General features: G+C 42.2%; 19 protein-coding genes. 7 read left to right on the forward strand and 12 right to left on the reverse strand.

What is annotated here, in order from left to right; translation table 11 throughout:
- Nucleotides 1-54 precede the first annotated feature (54 nt).
- Genes imuA through FIV01_RS09660 form a run of 3 tightly spaced genes read left to right on the forward strand, consistent with a single transcriptional unit; the run spans nt 55 to nt 5,219 of the window.
- Nucleotides 55-729, forward strand: coding sequence for a translesion DNA synthesis-associated protein ImuA (imuA, locus tag FIV01_RS09650; RefSeq protein WP_152430813.1), 675 nt, complete (start codon nt 55-57; stop codon nt 727-729).
- On the forward strand, nt 729-2,132 hold the full coding sequence (locus FIV01_RS09655) for a Y-family DNA polymerase (protein WP_152430814.1): 1,404 nt from the start codon (nt 729-731) through the stop codon (nt 2,130-2,132). The genes imuA and FIV01_RS09655 overlap by 1 nt, the downstream gene beginning before the upstream one ends.
- A gap of 15 nt (nt 2,133-2,147) precedes the next feature.
- Complete coding sequence (locus tag FIV01_RS09660; RefSeq protein ID WP_152430815.1) at nt 2,148-5,219, forward strand: error-prone DNA polymerase; 3,072 nt, start codon at nt 2,148-2,150, stop codon at nt 5,217-5,219.
- 90 nt (nt 5,220-5,309) lie between these two features.
- On the opposite strand, the gene FIV01_RS09665 is transcribed toward FIV01_RS09660, so the two are convergent.
- Complete coding sequence (locus FIV01_RS09665; RefSeq protein ID WP_152430816.1) at nt 5,310-6,257, reverse strand: chemotaxis protein CheV; 948 nt, start codon at nt 6,255-6,257, stop codon at nt 5,310-5,312.
- A 125-nt stretch (nt 6,258-6,382) separates the two neighbouring features.
- Nucleotides 6,383-7,600, reverse strand: a complete 1,218-nt coding sequence (gene mlc / locus FIV01_RS09670) for a sugar metabolism global transcriptional regulator Mlc (protein WP_152430817.1) — start codon at nt 7,598-7,600, stop codon at nt 6,383-6,385.
- A 283-nt stretch (nt 7,601-7,883) separates the two neighbouring features.
- Here mlc and pyk point away from each other — a divergent pair, with 283 nt between their 5' ends.
- Nucleotides 7,884-9,326, forward strand: a complete 1,443-nt coding sequence (gene pyk / locus FIV01_RS09675) for a pyruvate kinase (RefSeq protein WP_152430818.1) — start codon at nt 7,884-7,886, stop codon at nt 9,324-9,326.
- 22 nt (nt 9,327-9,348) lie between these two features.
- Here pyk and FIV01_RS09680 read toward each other — a convergent pair whose 3' ends face one another.
- The gene (locus FIV01_RS09680; RefSeq protein ID WP_152430819.1) at nt 9,349-10,503 is read right to left on the reverse strand and encodes a patatin-like phospholipase family protein; all 1,155 of its coding nucleotides are present in this window, start codon (nt 10,501-10,503) and stop codon (nt 9,349-9,351) included.
- An 8-nt stretch (nt 10,504-10,511) separates the two neighbouring features.
- Nucleotides 10,512-10,604, reverse strand: coding sequence for a cytochrome bd-I oxidase subunit CydH (gene cydH / locus FIV01_RS09685; protein WP_152430820.1), 93 nt, complete (start codon nt 10,602-10,604; stop codon nt 10,512-10,514).
- 133 nt (nt 10,605-10,737) lie between these two features.
- Here cydH and FIV01_RS09690 point away from each other — a divergent pair, with 133 nt between their 5' ends.
- From FIV01_RS09690 to FIV01_RS09700, 3 genes are all read left to right on the forward strand, one after another.
- Nucleotides 10,738-11,328 (forward strand): porin family protein, encoded by a 591-nt coding sequence (locus FIV01_RS09690; RefSeq protein ID WP_152430821.1) that lies wholly within the window; start codon nt 10,738-10,740, stop codon nt 11,326-11,328.
- Nucleotides 11,329-11,807: 479 nt separating this feature from the next.
- Nucleotides 11,808-13,274 carry a sodium-dependent transporter gene (locus FIV01_RS09695; RefSeq protein WP_152430822.1) on the forward strand — a complete coding sequence of 489 codons (1,467 nt, stop codon included), beginning with the start codon at nt 11,808-11,810 and terminating at the stop codon, nt 13,272-13,274.
- The gene (locus FIV01_RS09700) at nt 13,271-13,372 is read left to right on the forward strand and encodes a MetS family NSS transporter small subunit (protein WP_114787266.1); all 102 of its coding nucleotides are present in this window, start codon (nt 13,271-13,273) and stop codon (nt 13,370-13,372) included. The genes FIV01_RS09695 and FIV01_RS09700 overlap by 4 nt, the downstream gene beginning before the upstream one ends.
- Nucleotides 13,373-13,425: 53 nt before the next feature.
- Here FIV01_RS09700 and FIV01_RS09705 read toward each other — a convergent pair whose 3' ends face one another.
- The 8 genes from FIV01_RS09705 to pabC all read right to left on the reverse strand — a co-directional run bounded on the left by FIV01_RS09705 (nt 13,426) and on the right by pabC (nt 20,752).
- Entirely contained in the window at nt 13,426-13,851 is a 426-nt protein-coding gene (locus FIV01_RS09705; protein WP_152430823.1) for a hypothetical protein, read from the reverse strand.
- 241 nt (nt 13,852-14,092) lie between these two features.
- Complete coding sequence (locus FIV01_RS09710) at nt 14,093-14,527, reverse strand: RDD family protein (protein WP_152430824.1); 435 nt, start codon at nt 14,525-14,527, stop codon at nt 14,093-14,095.
- Nucleotides 14,527-16,143, reverse strand: a complete 1,617-nt coding sequence (locus FIV01_RS09715) for a PTS transporter subunit EIIC (protein WP_152430825.1) — start codon at nt 16,141-16,143, stop codon at nt 14,527-14,529. Before FIV01_RS09715 ends, FIV01_RS09710 begins: the two co-directional genes overlap by 1 nt.
- A 425-nt stretch (nt 16,144-16,568) precedes the next feature.
- Complete coding sequence (locus tag FIV01_RS09720; protein ID WP_152430826.1) at nt 16,569-17,354, reverse strand: TatD family hydrolase; 786 nt, start codon at nt 17,352-17,354, stop codon at nt 16,569-16,571.
- Nucleotides 17,345-18,307, reverse strand: a complete 963-nt coding sequence (gene holB / locus FIV01_RS09725) for a DNA polymerase III subunit delta' (protein WP_152430827.1) — start codon at nt 18,305-18,307, stop codon at nt 17,345-17,347. Before holB ends, FIV01_RS09720 begins: the two co-directional genes overlap by 10 nt.
- Nucleotides 18,304-18,939 carry a dTMP kinase gene (gene tmk, locus FIV01_RS09730; protein WP_152430828.1) on the reverse strand — a complete coding sequence of 212 codons (636 nt, stop codon included), beginning with the start codon at nt 18,937-18,939 and terminating at the stop codon, nt 18,304-18,306. The genes holB and tmk overlap by 4 nt, the downstream gene beginning before the upstream one ends.
- Nucleotides 18,936-19,952 carry an endolytic transglycosylase MltG gene (mltG, locus tag FIV01_RS09735; protein WP_152430829.1) on the reverse strand — a complete coding sequence of 339 codons (1,017 nt, stop codon included), beginning with the start codon at nt 19,950-19,952 and terminating at the stop codon, nt 18,936-18,938. Before mltG ends, tmk begins: the two co-directional genes overlap by 4 nt.
- Nucleotides 19,946-20,752 carry an aminodeoxychorismate lyase gene (gene pabC / locus FIV01_RS09740; protein ID WP_152430830.1) on the reverse strand — a complete coding sequence of 269 codons (807 nt, stop codon included), beginning with the start codon at nt 20,750-20,752 and terminating at the stop codon, nt 19,946-19,948. Before pabC ends, mltG begins: the two co-directional genes overlap by 7 nt.
- Nucleotides 20,753-20,784: the final 32 nt, after the last annotated feature.

Consider the following 20,784-nt stretch of genomic DNA (forward strand, 5'->3'; position numbering starts at 1 on the left):
TCTTGCCGACTAATCATAAAAACATATACTGTATACATATACAGGTATTTTGTTATGTATGAATTAATCGAACATCTTAAGAAAAAACAATGGCTTTGGCAGGGAAGCTCTGAACTGCAATCTAAGGGAGTTTATCCAACCGGTTTTAAGCTTTTAGACGAAAGGCTAGAGGGCGGTTTCCCGCATCATGGCGTTGTAGAGTTGCACTCAAGTTCAGGTATAGGAGAGCTTCGATTATTATGTCCTCATTTAAAGAGTAATCATAAAGGGAGGCTATCGGTATTCATTCAGCCTCCAGGGAATCTCTCAGCACAGCACTTAATTACCCAAGGCATTGATCTAAACCATATCCTATTGCTCTACCCCAAAACTTGTAAAGAAGCGTTATGGGCCGCTGAGCAATGCCTTAAAAGCGGAGCTTGTAGCAATGTACTTCTATGGCACAGTCAACCAGAAGTGCATCATGTTCGCCGCCTTCAGGTTGCCAGTGAAACTGGCAATAGCCTGTCATTTTTGTTTAAAGAATCCAGCACTCTTTTCTCTCTACCTGTTAGTTTGAGCATGACACTTATACCACACGCTCATGGGTTAGAAATAACCATCACTAAACGTAAAGGAAGCTGGTCACATTCAAGCTTTTTAATCGATATGAGAACTTACTGGCCCTCCCTTGCAGAAAAAGAGCACCATAATGTTGTTCTACCTTTTCGGAGGCGTAAGCAAGGCTAATGAGGCAATTATGGCTTTACCTACACTTCCCAAAACTACAACTGGATACCTTGTACTCAGACAAGGATCTTCAACCTCTGGTGGTTCTTGATACGAAGCGCTTTCAAATCGTACAATCGAATAATACGGCTCAACAACAAGGCATTCAGAATGGTATGGGCCTTGGCAGCGCAAGCACACTTTGCCCATCACTTTTAGTGCATCCTTATGATGAAAGCGTCGAACAGCAAGCTCTTTTAGAGATCGCTCAATGGCTTTATCTTGTCACCTCTGATCTTGTCTTATTTCCACCCAAAGGACTTTTACTTAAACTAACAGATATGCTTACTCTATACGGTGGGCTTGAATCTTACTGGCATACTGTTTCTCACCACTTACAATCCCTCAACATCCAATTTTGTTATGCCACGGGCTTTTCTCCATTTTCAGCTATTTTACTGACCAAATTAGGTCCAAATCTCCTCACAGAAGACCAAGATGCTATCAATATCAACCTGAGAGCCTGTCCTATTTCTGCAACAGAACTGAGTAAAAAGCAGGTTGAAAAGCTGTCTCGTGTTGGTGTGATTACACTGGAGGATTTACTTAAACTTCCAATCTCTGAAATTGCTAGGCGGTTCGATATTGAACTAGTGAACTACATTGGCAAGCTGACGGGCCAATTCAAACACCCAGTGGATTTTTACCATCCACCAGAAGAGTTTCATCACTACCTAGAGCTACTCTTTGATATCGATAATAGGCAGTGGCTAGAAAAGCCCCTGAGGAAACTGCTTGTCAAGCTTGAGCACTTCCTTACATTACGCAGCCAAGTCGCTTATGAACTTGAATTACAACTGCACCAGCGTGACACCGCATCAGAAGTTGTTACTTTAACATCAGCATGTGGTGACTACCTAGCTGATCGGTGGGAAAAGCTCAGTCAGCTGACGATGGAATCTCTGCAGCTTAGTGGTTCTGTCCATGCTCTAACACTTAAAGTCATTCGTAGTGGTGAACTGGAATCTATCAGCCAAGATATTTTCTTCGGTTATAAAGGCCAACAAACACCTCTCGAACTTATCACAACTCTACAAGCCAAGTTAGGTAAAACGCAAGTATGTAAGATAGCGCCAACTGATGACCCGAGACCAGAAAAATCTACCGTACTTTGTTGTCCGGAGAAGACTGTTTCAAATGACTCTCAAACAACTGGACTAAGACCCTCATTCGTACTCAAAAATCCAGAACTCTTAGTGGACAAAGTCACCATTTTACATGGCCCCGAACGTATTGCTACTGGTTGGTGGGATGGTGAAGAAGTCACCCGGGATTATTTCATTGCGCGCAGTGAAAACGGTCGTTGGTTATGGGTATTTCGAAATCAGAAAATGCAATGGTTTCTCCACGGAGTATTTAGCTAAGCAAGAGATTAAGTCATGAAATATGCTGAACTATTTTGCCAAACTAACTTTTCATTTCTTGTAGGCGCTTCTCACGCAGAAGAGCTGATTCTACAAGCAGACTTTCTGCGTTATCACTCGCTCGCTATTACCGATGAATGCTCTGTTGCGGGCGTGGTAAAAGCCTACAATGCCATCAAAACACATAAACTCAATATTCAGCTCATCATTGGCAGCATGTTTTGGTTACATCAAGAGTGTCAGATCATCTTGCTTTGCCCAAATCGCAAAGCCTATGCAGAATTATGTCGGGTTATCACTAATGCGAGAAAACGCTGCAAAAAAGGAGATTATCAACTCGCCGAGTGGGACTTGATGTCAATACGCCACTGCCTCATTATCTGGTTACCTAATCACACCAAAGACAACCAAAAATGGGGACACTGGTTGACTCAACATCACCAATCTAGGCTGTGGTTAGGCGTGCAGCGCCATCTAGGATCAGACGATAAGCAGTACCTTACTCACTGTGAGCAACTTGCTCACAGTTTTATGCTGCCCATAACCGCTGTCGGTGGAGTATTAATGCATACTCCAAGTCGGCTGCCTTTGCAGCACGTCTTAACATCAATCCGGCACCAAAGCAGCGTTGAAAATATCAGCCGATACCTTTTAAGTAACTCTGAGCGAAGTCTGCGTAGTAAAGACAAGCTTTCTCGGTTATTCAAAGCACAATGGCTAAGAGAGAGCGTCCATATCGCCAAAAAATGCCATTTTAGTTTATCGGAATTGCAATATGAATATCCAAGTGAACTTGTACCTGTGGGTACAAGTGCGATGTGTCACCTGAGAAGTTTGGTTGAAAAAGGTAAGCGGCGACGCTTTCCTGATGGCATACCTGATGACATTAAAAATACCATAGACAAAGAGCTCAATCTTATTGAAAAGCTTAACTACCCATATTATTTTCTGACCATCCACGACATTGTTCAGTTTGCCCAGAGAGAAAATATTCTCTACCAAGGAAGAGGCTCTGCAGCCAATTCGGTTGTCTGCTATTGCCTCGAAATTACCTCTGTAGATCCAAGGCAAATTTCGGTACTTTTTGAGCGTTTCATTAGTGAAGAGCGCGATGAACCGCCGGATATTGATGTTGACTTTGAACACGAACGTCGTGAAGAAGTCATTCAATACATTTATCAAAAATATGGCCGAGAGCGTGCAGCACTTGCCGCCACCGTGATCACTTATCGATTTAAAAGCGCTGTCAGAGATGTAGGCAAAGCGCTTGGGATTGAAGAGACTCAACTCAACTATTTCATCAAAAATGTTAATCGCCGCGATCGCGAGCTTGATTGGCAAACGCAAATTGTTGAACTCGGTTTGGAGCCAAATTCACTCAAAGGTGAGCAATTTATTTCCTTGGTTAATAGCATCCTTGGGTTTCCTCGTCACCTTTCACAGCATGTCGGCGGTTTTGTTATTGCAGCAGGCCCTCTTTATGAATTAGTCCCTATTGAAAATGCAGCCATGGCTGATAGAACCGTCATTCAATGGGATAAAGATGACCTTGAGAGCCTTAAGCTGATGAAAGTAGATGTGCTTGCATTGGGTATGCTCAGCGCGATTCAAAAATGCTTTAAACTGATTAAACGCCTACATAATCAATCATTAACTATCGCACATATTACGAATCTAGAAGACGATAGAAATGTATATGAAATGATTCAACAAGCAGACACCATAGGCGTCTTCCAAATTGAATCTAGAGCACAAATGAGTATGCTACCTAGACTCAAACCGAAGACTTATTACGATTTAGTCATCCAGATAGCCATAGTTCGGCCAGGTCCAATCCAAGGGGATATGGTCCACCCTTTCCTCAAACGGCGAAACGGTCTAGAGTCTGTTACTTATCCTTCAGAAGAAGTGAAAGAAGTGTTATCACGCACAATGGGCGTACCAATTTTTCAAGAACAGGTGATCAAATTAGCTATGGTAGCTGCTGGCTTTAGCGGTGGTGAAGCAGATCAGTTACGCCGAGCTATGGCCTCTTGGAAAAAAAATGGCAAGTTACTCAAGTTTCGCAAAAAACTAATCCAAGGAATGCAAAGCCGTGGTTATGAGAAAGTATTCGCTGAGCGCCTATTCGAACAAATACTTGGATTTGGTGAATACGGCTTTCCAGAGAGTCACTCCGCTTCATTCGCAGTCTTAGCCTACTGCTCAGCATGGCTAAAGTATTACCATCCTGAAGTTTTTTATACGTCGCTTCTTAATAGTCTTCCCATGGGATTTTACAGTGCATCACAACTGGTCCAAGATGCAAAACGCCACAAGATCATTGTCCTACCTATTTGTATCAATCACTCTGTTTATGATCACCAAGTAGTACAACATAATGGCGGATTAGCAATCAGGCTTGGATTTCGTCAAATCAAAGGCTTTAGTAAACAAACCAGCCAACGTCTTCTCAAAGCTCGCGGCTCCGCAGCATTTCAAAATCTAGGACAACTAAAAAATATTGGCTTGAATCGACAAGAGTTAGAACAACTTGCCTCAGCCAACGCCATGTCATCAATTGCCAATGATCGCTTTCAAACGCGTTGGGAAATAATAGATTCGTTATCAGATTTACCTTTATTCAAAGAGTTACAAGAGCCTGAAGAAAAGAGTCTGCCTAGTCCATCTGAAATGCAGACCTTACTGGAAGATTATGCTGCAACTAACCTATCCCTTAACAAGCATCCGATAACAGTTCTGGAGAAGGCCAACAAACTTGGGCGATTTGTCCGAGCAAAAAATCTGATACAACTTCCCCATGGATCTCTTGTGACTATCGTCGGTGTGGTAACAGGTAAACAATCTCCCGGAACTGCTGCAGGTATCACTTTCCTAACACTAGAAGATGACACCGGCAATATAAATGTTATCGTTTGGCAGGCAACAGCTAGAGCTCAAAAGAAAGCTTATCTAACAGCCAAGGTTATGATGATAAAAGGGGTATTAGAGAAAGAAGGACAAATCACACATGTGATCGCAGGAAAACTCATTGATATCACGGATAAACTTAGTCATTTGACCACACATTCTCGTGATTTCCATTAATGCCGAATATTTCATAGAGATCGTATCGAGTTTTCAATACACGCAGCTGTCGTTTGCAGGTTTTTGTCTTTAGTACCAGCAAACTATTCACTAGCTAGATAACACATCTCGCAGCCTATCCTGTGCAACCTGCACCAGCAAGTCTGGTTGGAATTTGGATATAAAGCGATCACAACCCACTTTTTTGACCATAGCATCGTTAAAGCTACCACTGAGAGATGTATTCAAAGTCACATACAGGTCCTTGAGCTTAGGATCATTACGGATCTCATAGGTAAGCTTGTAGCCATCCATCTCTGGCATTTCCGCGTCTGTTATCATTAACAGCAACTCACGCGGGACATCTTTACCTTCTTCGGTCCATTGTTTTAGAAGCTTTAATGCTTCAAGTCCATCACGACACTCCAAAATGTTGAGCCCCAGTTGTGATAAACATCCTTTGACCTGAGAGCGCGCTGTCGAAGAGTCATCCACGATTAGAACATTTCGACCCACCATTTGAGCCGCAAGATCTTCATCAAGCACACCTTCAGAGATGGATACATCATACTCAATGATTTCTGCCAAAACTTTCTCGACATCGATTATCTCAACAATGGCCTGATCCTCATTATCTTTAATGTGAGTAATTGCCGTTAAGTAATTGGCTCGACCAGCAGTTTTAGGCGGGGGTTGAATTTCGGCCCAAGTCGTATTGATAATGTTGCGCACTTGCCCAACTAAAAACCCCTGTATGGACCTATTGTATTCTGTGATAATAAGATTGTATTCCACATCTTCTTCACGAAGAGGAGGAAAACCAATGGCACCGCGAAGGTCAATCACTGGTACAGGAACCCCGCGCAGAGACGCAACGCCTGTAATATGATGATGACAACCCGGCATCTTAGTCAATGGAGGAACTTGAATTACCTCACGGACTTTAAATACGTTGATGGCAAAGATCTGCCGACTGTTTAGGCGAAATAGCAATAGCTCAAGCCGGTTTTCACCCACCAAGTTGGTTCGCTGATCAACGCTATTTAAAACTCCAGACATACAACTTCTCAACTACTACGTAATATATCAAAAATAGACTAAAGCTGGCCTAAACCAAAATAAACCTGTGCAACTAAAATACTATATGTTCGCAAAAAAGGGATAAATACCCATAATAACAAAAGCTAACCTTCAACAACTTTCATTAATAATAAACCATCATAAAGGGCTTGTTTGATTAAAGCGGCGCCTGGCATTGTTGCTTGCTTGTAAAAACGAGATTCTACAACCTGTAGACCTTGCTGATAGACAGGCAGGCTTTGCTCCTTTATGCAGCTTTGAATCGCTGGGTATAAAATGCTTTTCGCCTGATTGATTGCTCCGCCAATCAATATCTTCTCTGGATTAAACAAATTAATCACTATCGATATTGCAGTTCCCAGATAACGACCAAGTTTTTCTATCACCTCAACAGCTAAAGCGTCACCGTTAGCGGCAGCTTCACAAATGTCTTCAATAGAAACTTCATCAATGCTTGAGAGTATCGAAGGCTCACCTTTAGCAAGCCTCTCGTTTACCTCATCTCGAATAGCTTGAGAGCTCGCCACTGTTTCTAAACACCCTCGGTTACCACAATGACAAGGCTTGCCATGGGGATCAATTTGAATGTGACCCAGCTCGCCTATATTTCCATGACGCCCCAGAAGAACACGGCCATCGAGAATAATACCCGCTCCGAGGCCATGATGAATTGAAATAAGTACTGAGTTATCATTATCCTGAGAATGACCAAATAGCTTCTCGGCTAAAGCCCAAGCACGAGTGTCATTGGCAACGAAAACTGGCAAACCTGTGGCTTTAAATATTTCAGGACCCAGAGCCAAATTTTCAACATTGTAGTGAGGCATTTGCATGACAATGCCTTTTTCTGAATTGACCAAGCCGGGTAAAGTTAAGGCTATGCTGGTTACGCGACCAAGCTGCTCAGCGTAACTCTGAAAAAATTCATCAATTTCATGTAATAACCGAGATAAAACATCCTCTTGGTCAATCTCATGAATATCAATCTTAGTATCGATGAGCACCTCACCACCAAGCTCGTGCAAAGCGATGGTGAGATAACCACGACCAAGGCGCATAGAAAGAAATTGCCAATCCTTGTTATTGACCTGCAGACCAACAGCTGGTCGGCCTCGACTGATCGCTTCTTGAACCGTTGTTTCATGAATCAAGTGCGCTTCAATCAATTCACGAGTTATTTTGGTAATACTGGCAGGGGCTAGCTCACTCTCTTTGGACAAATCAATTCGGGAAATAGGACCTTTTTGATCGATAAGTTTATATACACGGCCAGCATTGACCTGCTTAATGTGGTCAATATGACCTGGTTGAGCCATGTACATAGGATGCTCCGAATATCAACAACATCGCAATTTTTTTACTTTGCGAAGTAATTGTGAAGGACTTTACTAAATTGCCGTGACAGCCATCACGTATAAAGATGATTGTTTGAGCGTTTCATCAAATTGCTAAACAAATCCGACATTTGACACTATATTTTTTTGCATTAATAAATATGTGCACACTTAATTATCTATATCTCCCACAATTCAGTATTTTGCATATACTCAAGTAAGGCTTGCGTCCAAAAGCCACTTAACTCCCATTGTGATCAAGGATGATGCCATGACCTGCATTCAAAGAAGAACGAAAATAGTCACTACACTAGGTCCTTCAACCGACAAAGAGGGCATGTTAGAAGAAGTCATAAAAGCTGGTGCGAATGTCGTTAGAATAAACTTTTCTCATGGTTCAGCTGAGGAGCATGTCGAAAGAGCAACACAAATACGCAGTATTGCCGCAAAATATGGTACTCATGTAGCAATATTGGGTGACCTACAAGGCCCCAAAATACGTGTTTCTACCTTTAAGGACAACAAGATCCATCTTTCTGTTGGCGACACTTTTGTACTTGATAGTGACTTACCGAAAGGCCAAGGGAATCAAAACGCAGTAGGACTAGATTACAAAGAGCTTCCAAGGGATGTATCTGCGGGTGATATCTTGCTACTCGATGATGGTCGTGTACAACTGGAGGTTACCAAAGTATCGGGCAACCAAGTAGTTACAGCGGTCATTGTCGGCGGACCATTGTCAAATAATAAAGGTATTAACAAAAAAGGGGGGGGCCTATCCGCTGATGCACTAACAGAAAAAGACAAAAATGACATTATAACTGCCGCTCAAATCAAAGTGGACTTTTTAGCCATTTCCTTCCCAAGAAATGGCGAGGACATGAAATATGCGAGGCGTCTTGCACTTGATGCGGGCCTTGAAGCAAAACTTGTCGCCAAAGTAGAGCGAGCAGAGACCGTAGAAAGCGAAAAAAATATCGATGATATTATTCTCGCCTCAGATGCTGTTATGGTTGCGCGTGGAGACTTAGGAGTCGAAATAGGCGACCCAGAGCTGATTGGCGTGCAAAAGCAGCTCATACGCCGAGCACGAAGCCTTAATCGAGCCGTCATTACAGCAACACAAATGATGGAATCCATGATAGAAAACCCAATGCCAACACGAGCAGAAGTTATGGATGTGGCAAATGCAGTGTTAGATGGAACCGATGCCGTCATGTTATCTGGCGAAACAGCAGCAGGAAAATACCCTCTTGAAACAGTTCGGTCAATGGCTGAGGTTTGCCTAGGCGCTGAAAAAATGTCGGCCATCAACCGCTCGACATACAGAATGGATACTGTCTTTGAAACATGCGTCGAAACCATTGCGATGACGACCATGTTTGCAGCCAACCACTTAAAGGGAGTTAAAGGAATAGTAACGGTTACAGAGTCAGGTTGGACTGCTCTTATGATGTCAAGGCTCAGTTCAGGATTACCTATTTTTGCACTATCGCGTAACGAAAGTACACTGAATCAAGCCGCCCTATATCGAGGTGTGACACCCGTTTATTTTGATTCAACAAGTGATTCAGGTTTGCCTACCGCCAAAGATGCGGTTCAGCGCTTAAAAGACAAGGGCCTACTCCATAATGGAGACCTTGTAATAATTACTCTTGGAGACGTCATGGACGTAGTGGGTTCAACCAATTGTATGCGAATACTGTCCGCATAATGCGCTTGTGTGCACTACATAGTTAGCTATGGTGAAAATGAGAAGTTATTCTGGTCGATACAGAAGCGTACATTTCAACAAACCGGAATCCAGCGTCAAGCCCCATTTGATAGTCATGTAACAAAGCCTCTCTTTCACTCATCAAGGAGCTCGACAAAAGCGGCCTTGCGGGTTTTATCTGTACGATGAAACAATCATCAGGAGGGTTATGCAGAAAATCTTGGGTCAAAGAATAAGTCTGGTAATGAACCATCAGCATATCTGCGAGTCCGGAGTCAAACTTCTCTCCTAGTAAGTAACTTAAGCGGTAAATATCTTCAGCACCAAACAACCACCGCCCACCATTAAGAGCTTCAAGGTGAACATGCCTGAGCTTTTCTTCTTTCGAGCGCTGCAACTGCTCTGTGAAAAAACTTGCCCAATCTTGCTTCCAGCTTGATAACTTTTGCTGCCATCTTTCTTGAACAAGATTGAAAGAGCCCCGATACCATTGCGTGTTGTCATTACGCATTTCTTCTTCAACTTCGGTTTCTAAATCCTCCCCCTCTGTCCTTATGACAATGATGCAACGAGCCTCTTTACGCCAAGCCTCTTGAACCGGAATGGACGCCGACACCCCTCCATCAACATATATCCCATGCTCAAATTCAACCGCTTGGTTATACAATCTAGGAATCGCGCACGTCGCAATCATGACCTTACGCCAATCGTCTTGCAACATAGGCAAGTAATGGTCGAATAAACGGCTGGTATCCGTCACCGCCGCAAAAGCTTTTCTGTCTGCAAGTACTTTTCTACCCATATCTATGTCTAACTTGTATGGATAGTCACTTATTTTATCTACAGCCCAATCTATTCCTAGATGCTGCTTGCGCCTGATGTAACGAAAGAGATTAAAAAACATAGGATCAGTGGTGAGGTCCAGAATGAACGCGCGTCCTATTCCCTTCTGGCGACAAAGAAAGCCGCACAGGTTAAGCGCTCCAGCAGAAGTGCCATAAAAAACATCAAAGGGGTCGAAATTAGAGAGAAGAAAAGCGTCAAGAACGCCGGAAGTAAAGATGCCGCGTTGCCCCCCACCTTGAGCCACAAGCGCATTTTTTCCCCCTGTATACTTGGCAAGGCGAATAGTGTCTAATTCAATAGTCGCACCCGTTACAATGCCGCTATTGCTCATCAGCAGGCCTAAACGGACGTGATGGCGACTACACCAAAACCGATAAGTATAGTAAATACGATTACTGTGATGGCTATCGCATACTTTAACTCAAGTTCCATAAAGCACCTCCTTGTTATGTAACAAAGTAATAACACCCTTGTGAAGTATCTTCAAATATTCCCTTTTTTTTGCGCGTAATTATGATGTTAGTATCACAATTACTAAAATGTCTTGTTCCAAGGGACTGCTATTATGAGCAACAAGATTAAATATTTTATCACCATAATAATAACCTTATTCTCGACTTCCATTTGGGCTGATGTCTATCTGACTCCTTGGGTAGGATACACAGGAGGTGGAAAAGTCATTGCCCAAAATGAGATGATTTATGACTTGGAAGGCTCGGCAAGTTATGCCATTACCGGAGAGATTGACTTACAAGACGGAAGAATTGGGCTTTTCTACTCTAATCAAGGCACAAACGTCGACGATATCAACTTAGAATCAAACATACACTATCTCCAATTTCAAAGCAGCCTCTACTATCCGACAGAAGAAGTCTCATTTTATTTGGGTATTGGATTAGGTGCATCATATATAGACGCGGATTGGGTTGACGATGAGTTGGGATTCTCAGCCAGTATTTTCGGCGGGTTTGAGTACCGTTTTCACGATAACTTAGCTCTAAATACTCAGCTGCGCTGGCTGGGGACCGTGGTTGATAACGATACCAGTGGTATATGTAACTTATCGGCGTCAGAATCCGATAACTGTATTATTAAATTCAAAACAGATTGGATGAATCAGTTTTCTGCCAATTTGGGACTTACTTGGAATTTTTGACCTTAACGAGAAGACTCTCTATAAAGCTTTCAGCTGAGGTCAAACTACCTTTGTTCACAATGGTTACGTTCGAGGTTTGCAGGTTAACGGTCAGCGCTAACCTATCGTATATCACATACTACGCTTAATTTTCATACTCACTTACCTATTTTAATTTAACTGCAAGATCTTAAATTACTTTTTACACATCTATACTATTGCGTTAAGTCATTTTAGTAGTTAATCTTTTTATTACATAAAGCTGATTATTTCAGCTTTGATAAACACAAACCCAAAAAAAAGCATAAAAACCTAGTGTAAGGTGGCTTTATCAGTACAAATGGCTTTATTGTTATTTATTATAAGTGATTCTTTATTATAAATACCATCTATAAAGTTATATCCACTTTTATGTACTGGGTGCGGCAAGCTAACGTTCGGCTAACGCATTACTTTCGTCGCTTTACCTATAAGATATTGGATTTACAGGAGTCCTATATATGAAAAGAGAACAGTGGGGATCCCGAGCTGGCTTTATTTTAGCCGCAGTAGGGTCGGCGATCGGGTTGGGAAACATATGGCGTTTCCCATACATGGCTTATGATAATGGTGGTGGTGCTTTTTTTATACCCTACCTTTTTGCCATGATCACAGCAGGTATCCCCTTCATGATACTCGAGTTCAGTATGGGGCAAAAATACCGAGGAAGTGCGCCTCGAACCCTTGCTAAAATTCACTCTAAGTTTGAATGGCTCGGATGGTTTCAAGTAGGGGTTGCCGCAGTAATAGCCGTGTACTACGTAGCCGTTATTGGTTGGGCTATTTCTTATTTTAGTATGTCTTTTGATCAAAGCTGGGGCAGCGACACTAATGCTTTCTTTTTTAAAAAGTACTTAGCACTGGGTGACAACTCTCCAACTAACTTAGGTAGCATACAATGGAAAATAGCCGCCGCTATGGGAATTGCTTGGGCTATTACATATGCTGCTATTGTTGGTGGCGTGAAATCTGGTATAGAACGCGCCTCAAAAATTATGATGCCAATCCTCTTTATTATGGTTGTGCTGCTCATCGCCCGAATGGTTTTTCTGCCGGGAGCGCTCAACGGCATAAACTACATGTTCGAGCCTGACTTCAGTAAGATATGGGACGTAAAAGTTTGGGCAGCGGCTTACGGGCAGATATTTTTCACACTCAGTATCGGGTTTGCCATCATGCTCGCCTATTCCAGTTACTTACCTGAGAAATCAGATATTACCAATAATGCCTTTATGACTGTCCTCATAAACTGTGGATTCTCAATTTTAGCCGGTATTATGATCTTTTCAGTGCTGGGCTACATGGCTTTCGAGCAAGGAAAGCCTCTTACTGATGTCGTTTCAGCAGGGGTTGGTCTGGCATTTGTCACTCTGCCCGCCGCAATCAATCTACTGCCTGCACCTTATATCTTAGGGCCTCTGTTTTTCTTTGCTCTTGTTGTCGCTGGACTGAGCTCGCATATTTCAATTATGGAAGCCGTAACTTCCGCCATAATGGACAAATTGAACTGGAGCCGCAAAAAAGCCGCAACAATAGTCATAGGCACTGGCGTCATTGTATCGATGGCTTTTGCAACCAATGGCGGGTTGCTCCTTCTTGATCTGGTTGACCATTTTGCCAACAATGTCGGAATTATGGCTGGTGGATTAGTGGAAATTGTCTTGATGGCATGGCTTCTAAACAGGGTCGCTGACGTGCGTCAATACGCCAATGATATCTCGGATTTTTCAATCGGGACTTGGTTTATCGTCTGCCTTAAGTTCATAACCCCAATAATGCTTGCCATTATCCTAGCAACCAAGCTACACACACTATTCACCGAAGGTTATGGTGACTACAATCTAACTTTAGGCTGGGCAATGATAGCAACGCTATTTATTATTGGTGTTTTAGTTAATGCGACAAATAAACAAGGGGAATCTCTATGACTACTGGAGCAATTATTATGATGGTGCTGGGACTAGGGCTTACTTGGGGTGGGGCCGCCATTTGTATGATAAGAGCAATGAATAAAAAAGAGTCATAAGTTCCTTTCTAATTAAAAATGCCGACATAGCTATGTCGGCATTTTCGGATGAGCTAGAATGTGTACTTAACGCCAAGTGCTCCACCAATCTGTAGTTCTGCACCACCATGTAAGTCGAGTTCTGGATGGACTTGTCCGTACATGTCCCAGTTTTTATGGAAGTTCCAGTTCACACCAAGAGGAACTCGGGCTCCAAACTCGTCGTGGTCCCACTCACTCCAAGCCCCTGCGCCAACATACCAGGTAAAAGGTACATCCGCATCAAATTTTCCCCTAGCAAATACGTAATCGAAAGCAGCACCATCATTACCTAAAGTAAGGCGATACTTATCATCCAATTCAACAACTGCACTCAAGTCTTGATCGAATGCCATGCCTGCAGACCACTGATGAGTAGTTCCACCTTCTGCCGAAGCTGTTGCACTAGCGGCTAAAATAGCACCAGATAGAACACTTCTGAGTAGGATATTTCTTTCCATTACTCTATTTCTCTAAGCTAATAAAACACCGTTCAAATCTACAGGCAAGAAACCACCATATGTCAGGAAAAAGTAAAACTAGGTTATGTTAACAACAATAATAACAATATAAAATTGAAGAAAAAGCCTCGCTCTAGGAACCCGTTATATCACTAATAAACTCACACAAATTTTGCAAACAGCAAAAACGCCACTCACTTTTTAAGCGAGTGGCGTTACACATATAATAGGTATTTTGCTACTAGGTTAATTCATGGTAAGGCGTCTTGTTGAACAGATAGAACTGCAGCCCAGCATAAACTGGGTAAACACCTAACGATGCCACAGTAAGTGTAATCTTAATCAGCTCTTTCCTTGAGTATGCCCTTAAGCTAACTTGGCTGTATACCTCTTTTACACTTAGTAGGTATTTTCCTAACGTTAAACCTAAGAGTTTAAAACAAATCAAGCAGTAAGCGACATAGACTCCAATAAAAGTGATCATGGCTAAGATTATCAAACCTAACATTAGCGGTAAGGCTTTGTCGTCGTTTAAAGATAAACTAATATCCGTCCCGCTAAGTACCTGATGCATGAAAAACATGAGGCCAGAGAGCAAAACTTGTGCGAACATTTTAGCTATCAAGATGTCGACAACAAATGCCCCTGTCCTCCTAAATTTTTCCGCTACTGTCATTACTTACCAAGTAAAGCGTTAATCTGAGATTTATAGCCAGCAGCTTCGGCACCATAGATAACCTGGATGCCCGTATCGCCGACTTTAACTAACCCTTTAGCGCCAAGCTCTTTGGTCCAGTAATCATTGTCTTTAACTAGCTCACCATCTTTTACTGTAATTCTCAAACGGGTAATACAAGCATCAACATCCACAATATTATTTGCTCCACCAAGCGCAGTCACCATGAGCGTCGCTTTTTCACTATCACCAGCGCCGCCTTTTGACGCATGATAATCTTGCTTAGAGACCACAGCAACCGCACTCCCTTTACGCCCTGGAGTCTTGATATCAAATTTTAAGATGTACCAGCGGAAAACGAAGAAGTACACAAACGCGTAAGCGATTCCAACTAACGGAATATAGAACCAATTGTTCTCTACACCTGTTAGTCCAGGAAGCATGCCGAACAGAGTGAAGTCAATGAAGCCTCCACTGAATGTCATGCCAACTTTTACATTCAACATGTCCATTAGCATAAATGACAAGCCAGCTAGAGGGACATGGATGGCATAATACAGTGCTGGTGACAAGAACAAGAAGGTAAACTCAATAGGCTCGGTAATACCAGTTAAGAATGCAGTCAGAGCAACAGAAAAAAGTAGACCACCTGCCGCTTTTTTGTTTTCTTTGTCCGCTAGGGTATACATAGCGTAAGCTGCTGCAGGCAAGCCAAACATCATGAAAGGAAATTTACCCGTCATAAAGTTAGTTGATGTAAACTGAGAGAAATCACCGCTCGCAAGAGAGTTAAAGAAGATGTTTTGAGTACCTTTAATCACTTCTCCTGCAATTTCTGCAGTACCACCAATCTCTGTTTGCCACAAAGGTAAATAGAATACGTGATGCAAACCAACTGGAATCAATGAACGCTCAATAACACCGAAAATTAGGGATGCCACATAACCATGACCTGCTGCTGTCATTTCACCAAGAGCGGACCCGATAGCACCAAAGGCAGCACCGAAAAATGGCCAAATAAAGGTTAATACAATGCCGTAAAAAAGCGCTGCAAATGCACTGATAATAGGCACGAAACGCGCGCCACCAAAGAAGCCTAAGTAATCTGGCAGCTTCACATCATGGTATTTATTATGAAGAACTACTGTAATTGCACCTGCAATCAATCCCCCAAATACCCCCATGCTTAATGTATTTGAAATACCCAGAATATCAGCCAGTACGCCAGGGTATTGTTTACCCATCAAAATAACAGTGTTACTTTCTATGTTTATCATATTCGCCACTACCAAAGTCTTGGCAATAGCGACATTCATAACGAGATATGAAATAAGCGCAGCCAAGGCTGCCGCACCTTTTTCTGCTCGTGCAAACCCCACGGCAATAGCCAGAGCAAACATAACGGGTAGATTAGCGAAAACTATCCCCCCTGCTGCCGTCATTACTTGAAGAAAGCTATTGAGTACACTTCCATCCTGAAGGGCACCGATATGGTATGCCTCTATCATTGTCGGGTTAGTAAAACTGCCGCCGATACCCAACATTATGCCTGCTGCAGGCAATAATGCTATGGGTAGCATTATTGCTTGAGAAAGTTTACTAAAGAAACCTTTCATATATATGCTCCTGAAAAATTATAAGAATTCTTGGGTTCTAACGGCACACCCCCGCAGCCTTAAATGTTAGCACCCGTGGAAAATGTAACCACATATGACAGTATATTTTCCGGCTCTAAATATATATTGATGGTAAACAAACTTTCTAGCCGCTTACGAAAATAAGTTTCAAACTAATAGATAGATCACAGTCTAAAAATGGGGTATTTACTACGAATAACAACATAAGACATTGAAAGATAATACAATAAATAGAGGCAATATTAATTTTATAGTAAAAATAAAATCACACACCTTGTTATTTCACGTAACAAAATTACATTCAACCCATGTTAGCCCCACGAGTTCAACACTTTTAGTAAACAAGCATGATATTTCTCATTATCGTGATGTTTAACATAAAAAAGTGATCTTTCGGTCTTTTTTTACTCATAACTATTTTTTTGTCGAAAAAAAAGATTGTGGAAGTTTTTGCTGGTTTTAAGTCCAACTTCAGCGACTGACACTCCCTTTAGCTGAGCTATATAAGAAGCCACTTCCACAACGTAGGCTGGTTGATTTTGTTTTCCGCGATGAGGAACCGGCGCTAGATACGGCGAGTCCGTCTCTATTAATAAACACTCTAACGGAAGCGCTTTGACAACCTCTTTCAATTCGGTTGCCTGTTTGAAGGTTACAATACCTGAGATTGAAATATAAAAGCCTAAATCTAACGCTGCTTTAGCAAAAGCTAAATCTTCAGTAAAACAGTGAATCACACCTTGGCATTTTTTTGCGTTACCTGCTCGCAAAATATCCAAAGTATCTTGTCTCGCTTGTCGAGTATGAATGATTAGTGGCTTATCTATCTCTACCGCCAGTTCCACATGTTGCTCGAAGCGTAACTTTTGCAAATTTTTAGTTTCAGGTTGATAGTGATAATCAAGACCAGTTTCACCAATTGCGACAACTCTAGAATGCGATGCGAATTTATAAAGGCGTTCTAATGAAAATTGACTCTCAACATCAAGGGGGTGGACACCGCATGAAGCATAGACATTATCAAAAGGTTGAATTAATTCCATCATATGAGGAAAGGCATCCAAGGTTACCCCTACTGAGAGAATGTCAGTGACATTCGATGCTTTTGCCTTTTCAATTACCTCATCAATCCCTGAATGCAGGTTACTGTAATCCAATTTATCTAGGTGACTATGAGAATCTATGAACATACTTCCTCGTTAAGCTTGATTAACCAATCCAGAATTAGCAATTCACTATTAAGCCCTGAGTATTCTCTGAGTTGCTCTGTTAAATTGCTCAAATTTTCTGTTTGTTGAAAGAGCTTCTCATAGCTTAAGTAGTGTATAAGCTCTTTTGCAATGGGGGAAAAGTATGGTGCATCGAGTCCAAAATGAAGCTTCTGTGCGTCAGTGAGTATGTACCACATCCAATTCAAAGACTCTTCGTGAGAGCTAGCGAGTTGCTTGGCCAAAGCGATCATATCACCACGATTCTTAAGCACATCCAATAGACCTAATTCTATTTGCTGATAAAGCGCTTCTTGTCCTTTATCCAAAAATAACTGAATAGTGGTGGGCGCATTACCGTTGATATGTGCGATATGAGGAGGGATATTCACTGACACTTTCTCACTTAACCAATCAGCGACTTCGTGCGCCGAAGGTTTAGTAACTTGCCACCTTTGACATCGGCTACTCACCGTCGGAAGCAACCGGTGTGGCTGATAAGAGATAAGTAAGAACATACAGGTACCCGAGGGCTCTTCAAGAGTCTTTAAAAGCGCATTTGCGGCAGATTCTGTCATTGCCTCGGCTGGCTCGATGATGAAGATACGCTTTCCAGATAGCTGCGATGACTCCTGCGCTAATCGATTACAACCTCGAATTTGGTCCACACTGATTGATTTAGCACTTTTCTCCGGCTTAATAAGATGGTAATCGGGGTGGTTGTTTACCTGCATTAACTGGCAACTATGACAAATACCGCAAGCTTCACTAGCATAGTTGCTACACATCAAAGCTTGAGCAAATGACGAGGTCAACGCTTCAGTAGCCAAACCTAGATGAGAACTCAGCAAAACGGCATTGGGAAAGGTGTCCTGCTCTAGGCTAGACTGCCATTCCTTCCAAATGCTACTTAACCATGGATACGTGGATATCATTGATGCCGTTTTAACCATTTTCTAAGTTGACTTTGTATATCACTGGCAACAGCATCAATGCTTTGATTTGCATTGATGGTGACTACCTTGTCATCACTAGACGCTAATTCGAGATAACGCTCTCTTGTGCGCTCGAAGAAACTCATATCCATCTTTTCAATGCGATCTAGCTCACCTCGGCCTCTCGCTCTGGAGAGGCCAAGCTTGGGGTCAATATCAAGATAAATGGTCAAATCAGGCTCAAACTCACCCAGCGTTGTTTGTTTAAGATCTTGTAATGTCTTAAGTGGGAGCTGCCGTCCACCTCCTTGATAGGCTTGAGAAGACATATCATGTCTGTCACCAACCACCCAATGACCAACAGCCAACGCAGGCTTAATTACATTTTCAACCAACTGAACTCGAGCAGCATACATGAGCAAAAGCTCGGTCATATCTTGAAGTGATTCACCCTCATGATCTTGTTTGACCAAAGTACGCAACTTTTCCGCCAATACCGTACCACCTGGTTCCCGTGTAGTTTGAATGTCCTCTATGCCTTCACTTTGAAGCGTATCAAGTACTGTTTTAATCGCTGTACTTTTACCCGCGCCTTCGAGACCTTCAACAACAATGAATTTAGCTTTGTTCATTTATTACTTCTTAACTGTTTTAAATAAGCACGAACGGCTCGGTTATGTTCTGCCAATGTTTTTGAAAACACATGGCCACCATCCCCACTCGCGACAAAATAAAGATAGCGGCTATCTTCTGGGTTTAATGCTGCTTTAATTGATGCTTTACCTGGCATAGCAATGGGAGTTGGCGGTAGACCAAAAATAGTATAGGTATTATAAGGAGTTGGCGTTCGCAGATCTTTCTTGCGAATATTACCATCATACTTATCTCCCATACCATAAATCACGGTCGGATCGGTTTGCAATCGCATTCGCTTATTAAGTCGATTAACAAATACGGCTGCCACTCGCTCTCGCTCTGATTCTACTGCCGTTTCTTTCTCAATAATTGACGCTAGGATTAAAGCTTCATAAGGCGAGTCAAGTGGAAGGTTTTTCTGACGTAAAGGCCATTGATCGTCCAGTACTTGTTGTAGTTTATTGGCTGCGCGCTTTAATATATCGAGATCAGATGTACCCACAGTGTAATGATAGGTTTCTGCAAGCAGCAAGCCTTCTAGCTTATTCTGTTTTACACCTATACTCTGCGCAATTTGTGCTTCTGTCATATTTTGAGCTTTATGGTCAAGGTGTGGAGCTTGCTGCAGGGACTCAAGCCATTCAGAAAATGTCGATCCTTCAACAAAAGTAATGGCAAATTGATGCTCCTTACCTGTTTGAAATAGCTCCAAAGCTTGCTTTAATGTCATTGTTGGTATCAGTAGATAAGTACCAGCTTTGACCTCAGCCAATTGTGGATAAAACCTGTGTACCAATGAAGTGAGTTGATTAGGTTCGAGTAGTTTCTCACTTGTAAGCTCCGATAATACTCGGTTAAAGCTCGCACCTGGCTCAATGGTATATATTCGCTCTTTGTCTAATATCAGTGCTTGGTTTACGTATTGTTCCATGCACTTTGTTAAGTAGATATAACCAGCACATGCCAGCGCTATAACACTTAACAACAGTAAGGTGACTCTTTTTACCACTGGTTAATCATCTCCTGAATGTTTTTTGTTATTGGACCTTTCGCATAATTTCGCTGACCAATGGCTTTAACAGGTGCCACACGAAGGAGGGAGTTCGACATAAAGACTTCTTCCGCTGCATATAGCTCTTTAAGTGAGTAGTTCCCTACTCTCACCTCTATGTCATTCTTAGCTGCTGAATCAATGATAACACGTTGCATCACTCCCTTTACGCCAGCGTTAGTGAGATCTGGCGTATAAACAACCCCTTGATTAATCCAAAAAATATTAGCCATTGTAGTCTCAATGACATTATCTTTGATATCAAGCACAATTCCATCTGAAAGACCTTTGTCATCCATTTCAGACTTAAGTAATACTTGCTCAAGCCGATTATTATGTTTGTGCCCTGCAAGCATAGGATTATGCCCAAGACGTTTGGAGCATATACCTAACTGAACACCTTCAGTCATCCAGCTTGCATAATGAGCAGGGAAATCAAAAACACTGATGGTAACATTGGGCCCTTTTACTTTATTAGGGCTGTACCCACGGCCGCCTTCACCACGGCTGATATGAAGTTTAATGCCGGCTTCAGCTTTCCCAGTACTGGCATCTCGCACCCAGTCTTCGACTTGACTCCAATTGGGGGGAGAAACACCAAGCAGCCCCAAACATGATTGCATCCTTTCTTTATGCAAACCCCAATATTGTACCTGCCCGCCTTTAACCAACATGGTAGTAAAACAACCATCACCATATTGGAAAGAGCGGTCATGCAAAGAGATCGTCTCTGCTTCTCGTCCATTTACCCAGTACATATATTCTTCCATAGATAAAGAAACGGCCCAAT

It is taken from the genome of Vibrio aquimaris, assembly GCF_009363415.1.
Taxonomy (GTDB): Bacteria; Pseudomonadota; Gammaproteobacteria; order Enterobacterales; family Vibrionaceae; genus Vibrio; species Vibrio aquimaris.

Coding starts and splice junctions, on each gene's coding strand:
- imuA (WP_152430813.1), top strand. CDS start 55: ATGTATGAATTAATCGAACATCTTAAGAAAAAACAATGGCTTTGGCAG.
- FIV01_RS09655 (WP_152430814.1), top strand. CDS start 729: ATGAGGCAATTATGGCTTTACCTACACTTCCCAAAACTACAACTGGAT.
- FIV01_RS09660 (WP_152430815.1), top strand. CDS start 2,148: ATGAAATATGCTGAACTATTTTGCCAAACTAACTTTTCATTTCTTGTA.
- FIV01_RS09665 (WP_152430816.1), bottom strand. CDS start 6,257: ATGTCTGGAGTTTTAAATAGCGTTGATCAGCGAACCAACTTGGTGGGT.
- mlc (WP_152430817.1), bottom strand. CDS start 7,600: ATGTACATGGCTCAACCAGGTCATATTGACCACATTAAGCAGGTCAAT.
- pyk (WP_152430818.1), top strand. CDS start 7,884: ATGACCTGCATTCAAAGAAGAACGAAAATAGTCACTACACTAGGTCCT.
- FIV01_RS09680 (WP_152430819.1), bottom strand. CDS start 10,503: ATGAGCAATAGCGGCATTGTAACGGGTGCGACTATTGAATTAGACACT.
- cydH (WP_152430820.1), bottom strand. CDS start 10,604: ATGGAACTTGAGTTAAAGTATGCGATAGCCATCACAGTAATCGTATTT.
- FIV01_RS09690 (WP_152430821.1), top strand. CDS start 10,738: ATGAGCAACAAGATTAAATATTTTATCACCATAATAATAACCTTATTC.
- FIV01_RS09695 (WP_152430822.1), top strand. CDS start 11,808: ATGAAAAGAGAACAGTGGGGATCCCGAGCTGGCTTTATTTTAGCCGCA.
- FIV01_RS09700 (WP_114787266.1), top strand. CDS start 13,271: ATGACTACTGGAGCAATTATTATGATGGTGCTGGGACTAGGGCTTACT.
- FIV01_RS09705 (WP_152430823.1), bottom strand. CDS start 13,851: ATGGAAAGAAATATCCTACTCAGAAGTGTTCTATCTGGTGCTATTTTA.
- FIV01_RS09710 (WP_152430824.1), bottom strand. CDS start 14,527: ATGACAGTAGCGGAAAAATTTAGGAGGACAGGGGCATTTGTTGTCGAC.
- FIV01_RS09715 (WP_152430825.1), bottom strand. CDS start 16,143: ATGAAAGGTTTCTTTAGTAAACTTTCTCAAGCAATAATGCTACCCATA.
- FIV01_RS09720 (WP_152430826.1), bottom strand. CDS start 17,354: ATGTTCATAGATTCTCATAGTCACCTAGATAAATTGGATTACAGTAAC.
- holB (WP_152430827.1), bottom strand. CDS start 18,307: ATGATATCCACGTATCCATGGTTAAGTAGCATTTGGAAGGAATGGCAG.
- tmk (WP_152430828.1), bottom strand. CDS start 18,939: ATGAACAAAGCTAAATTCATTGTTGTTGAAGGTCTCGAAGGCGCGGGT.
- pabC (WP_152430830.1), bottom strand. CDS start 20,752: ATGTACTGGGTAAATGGACGAGAAGCAGAGACGATCTCTTTGCATGAC.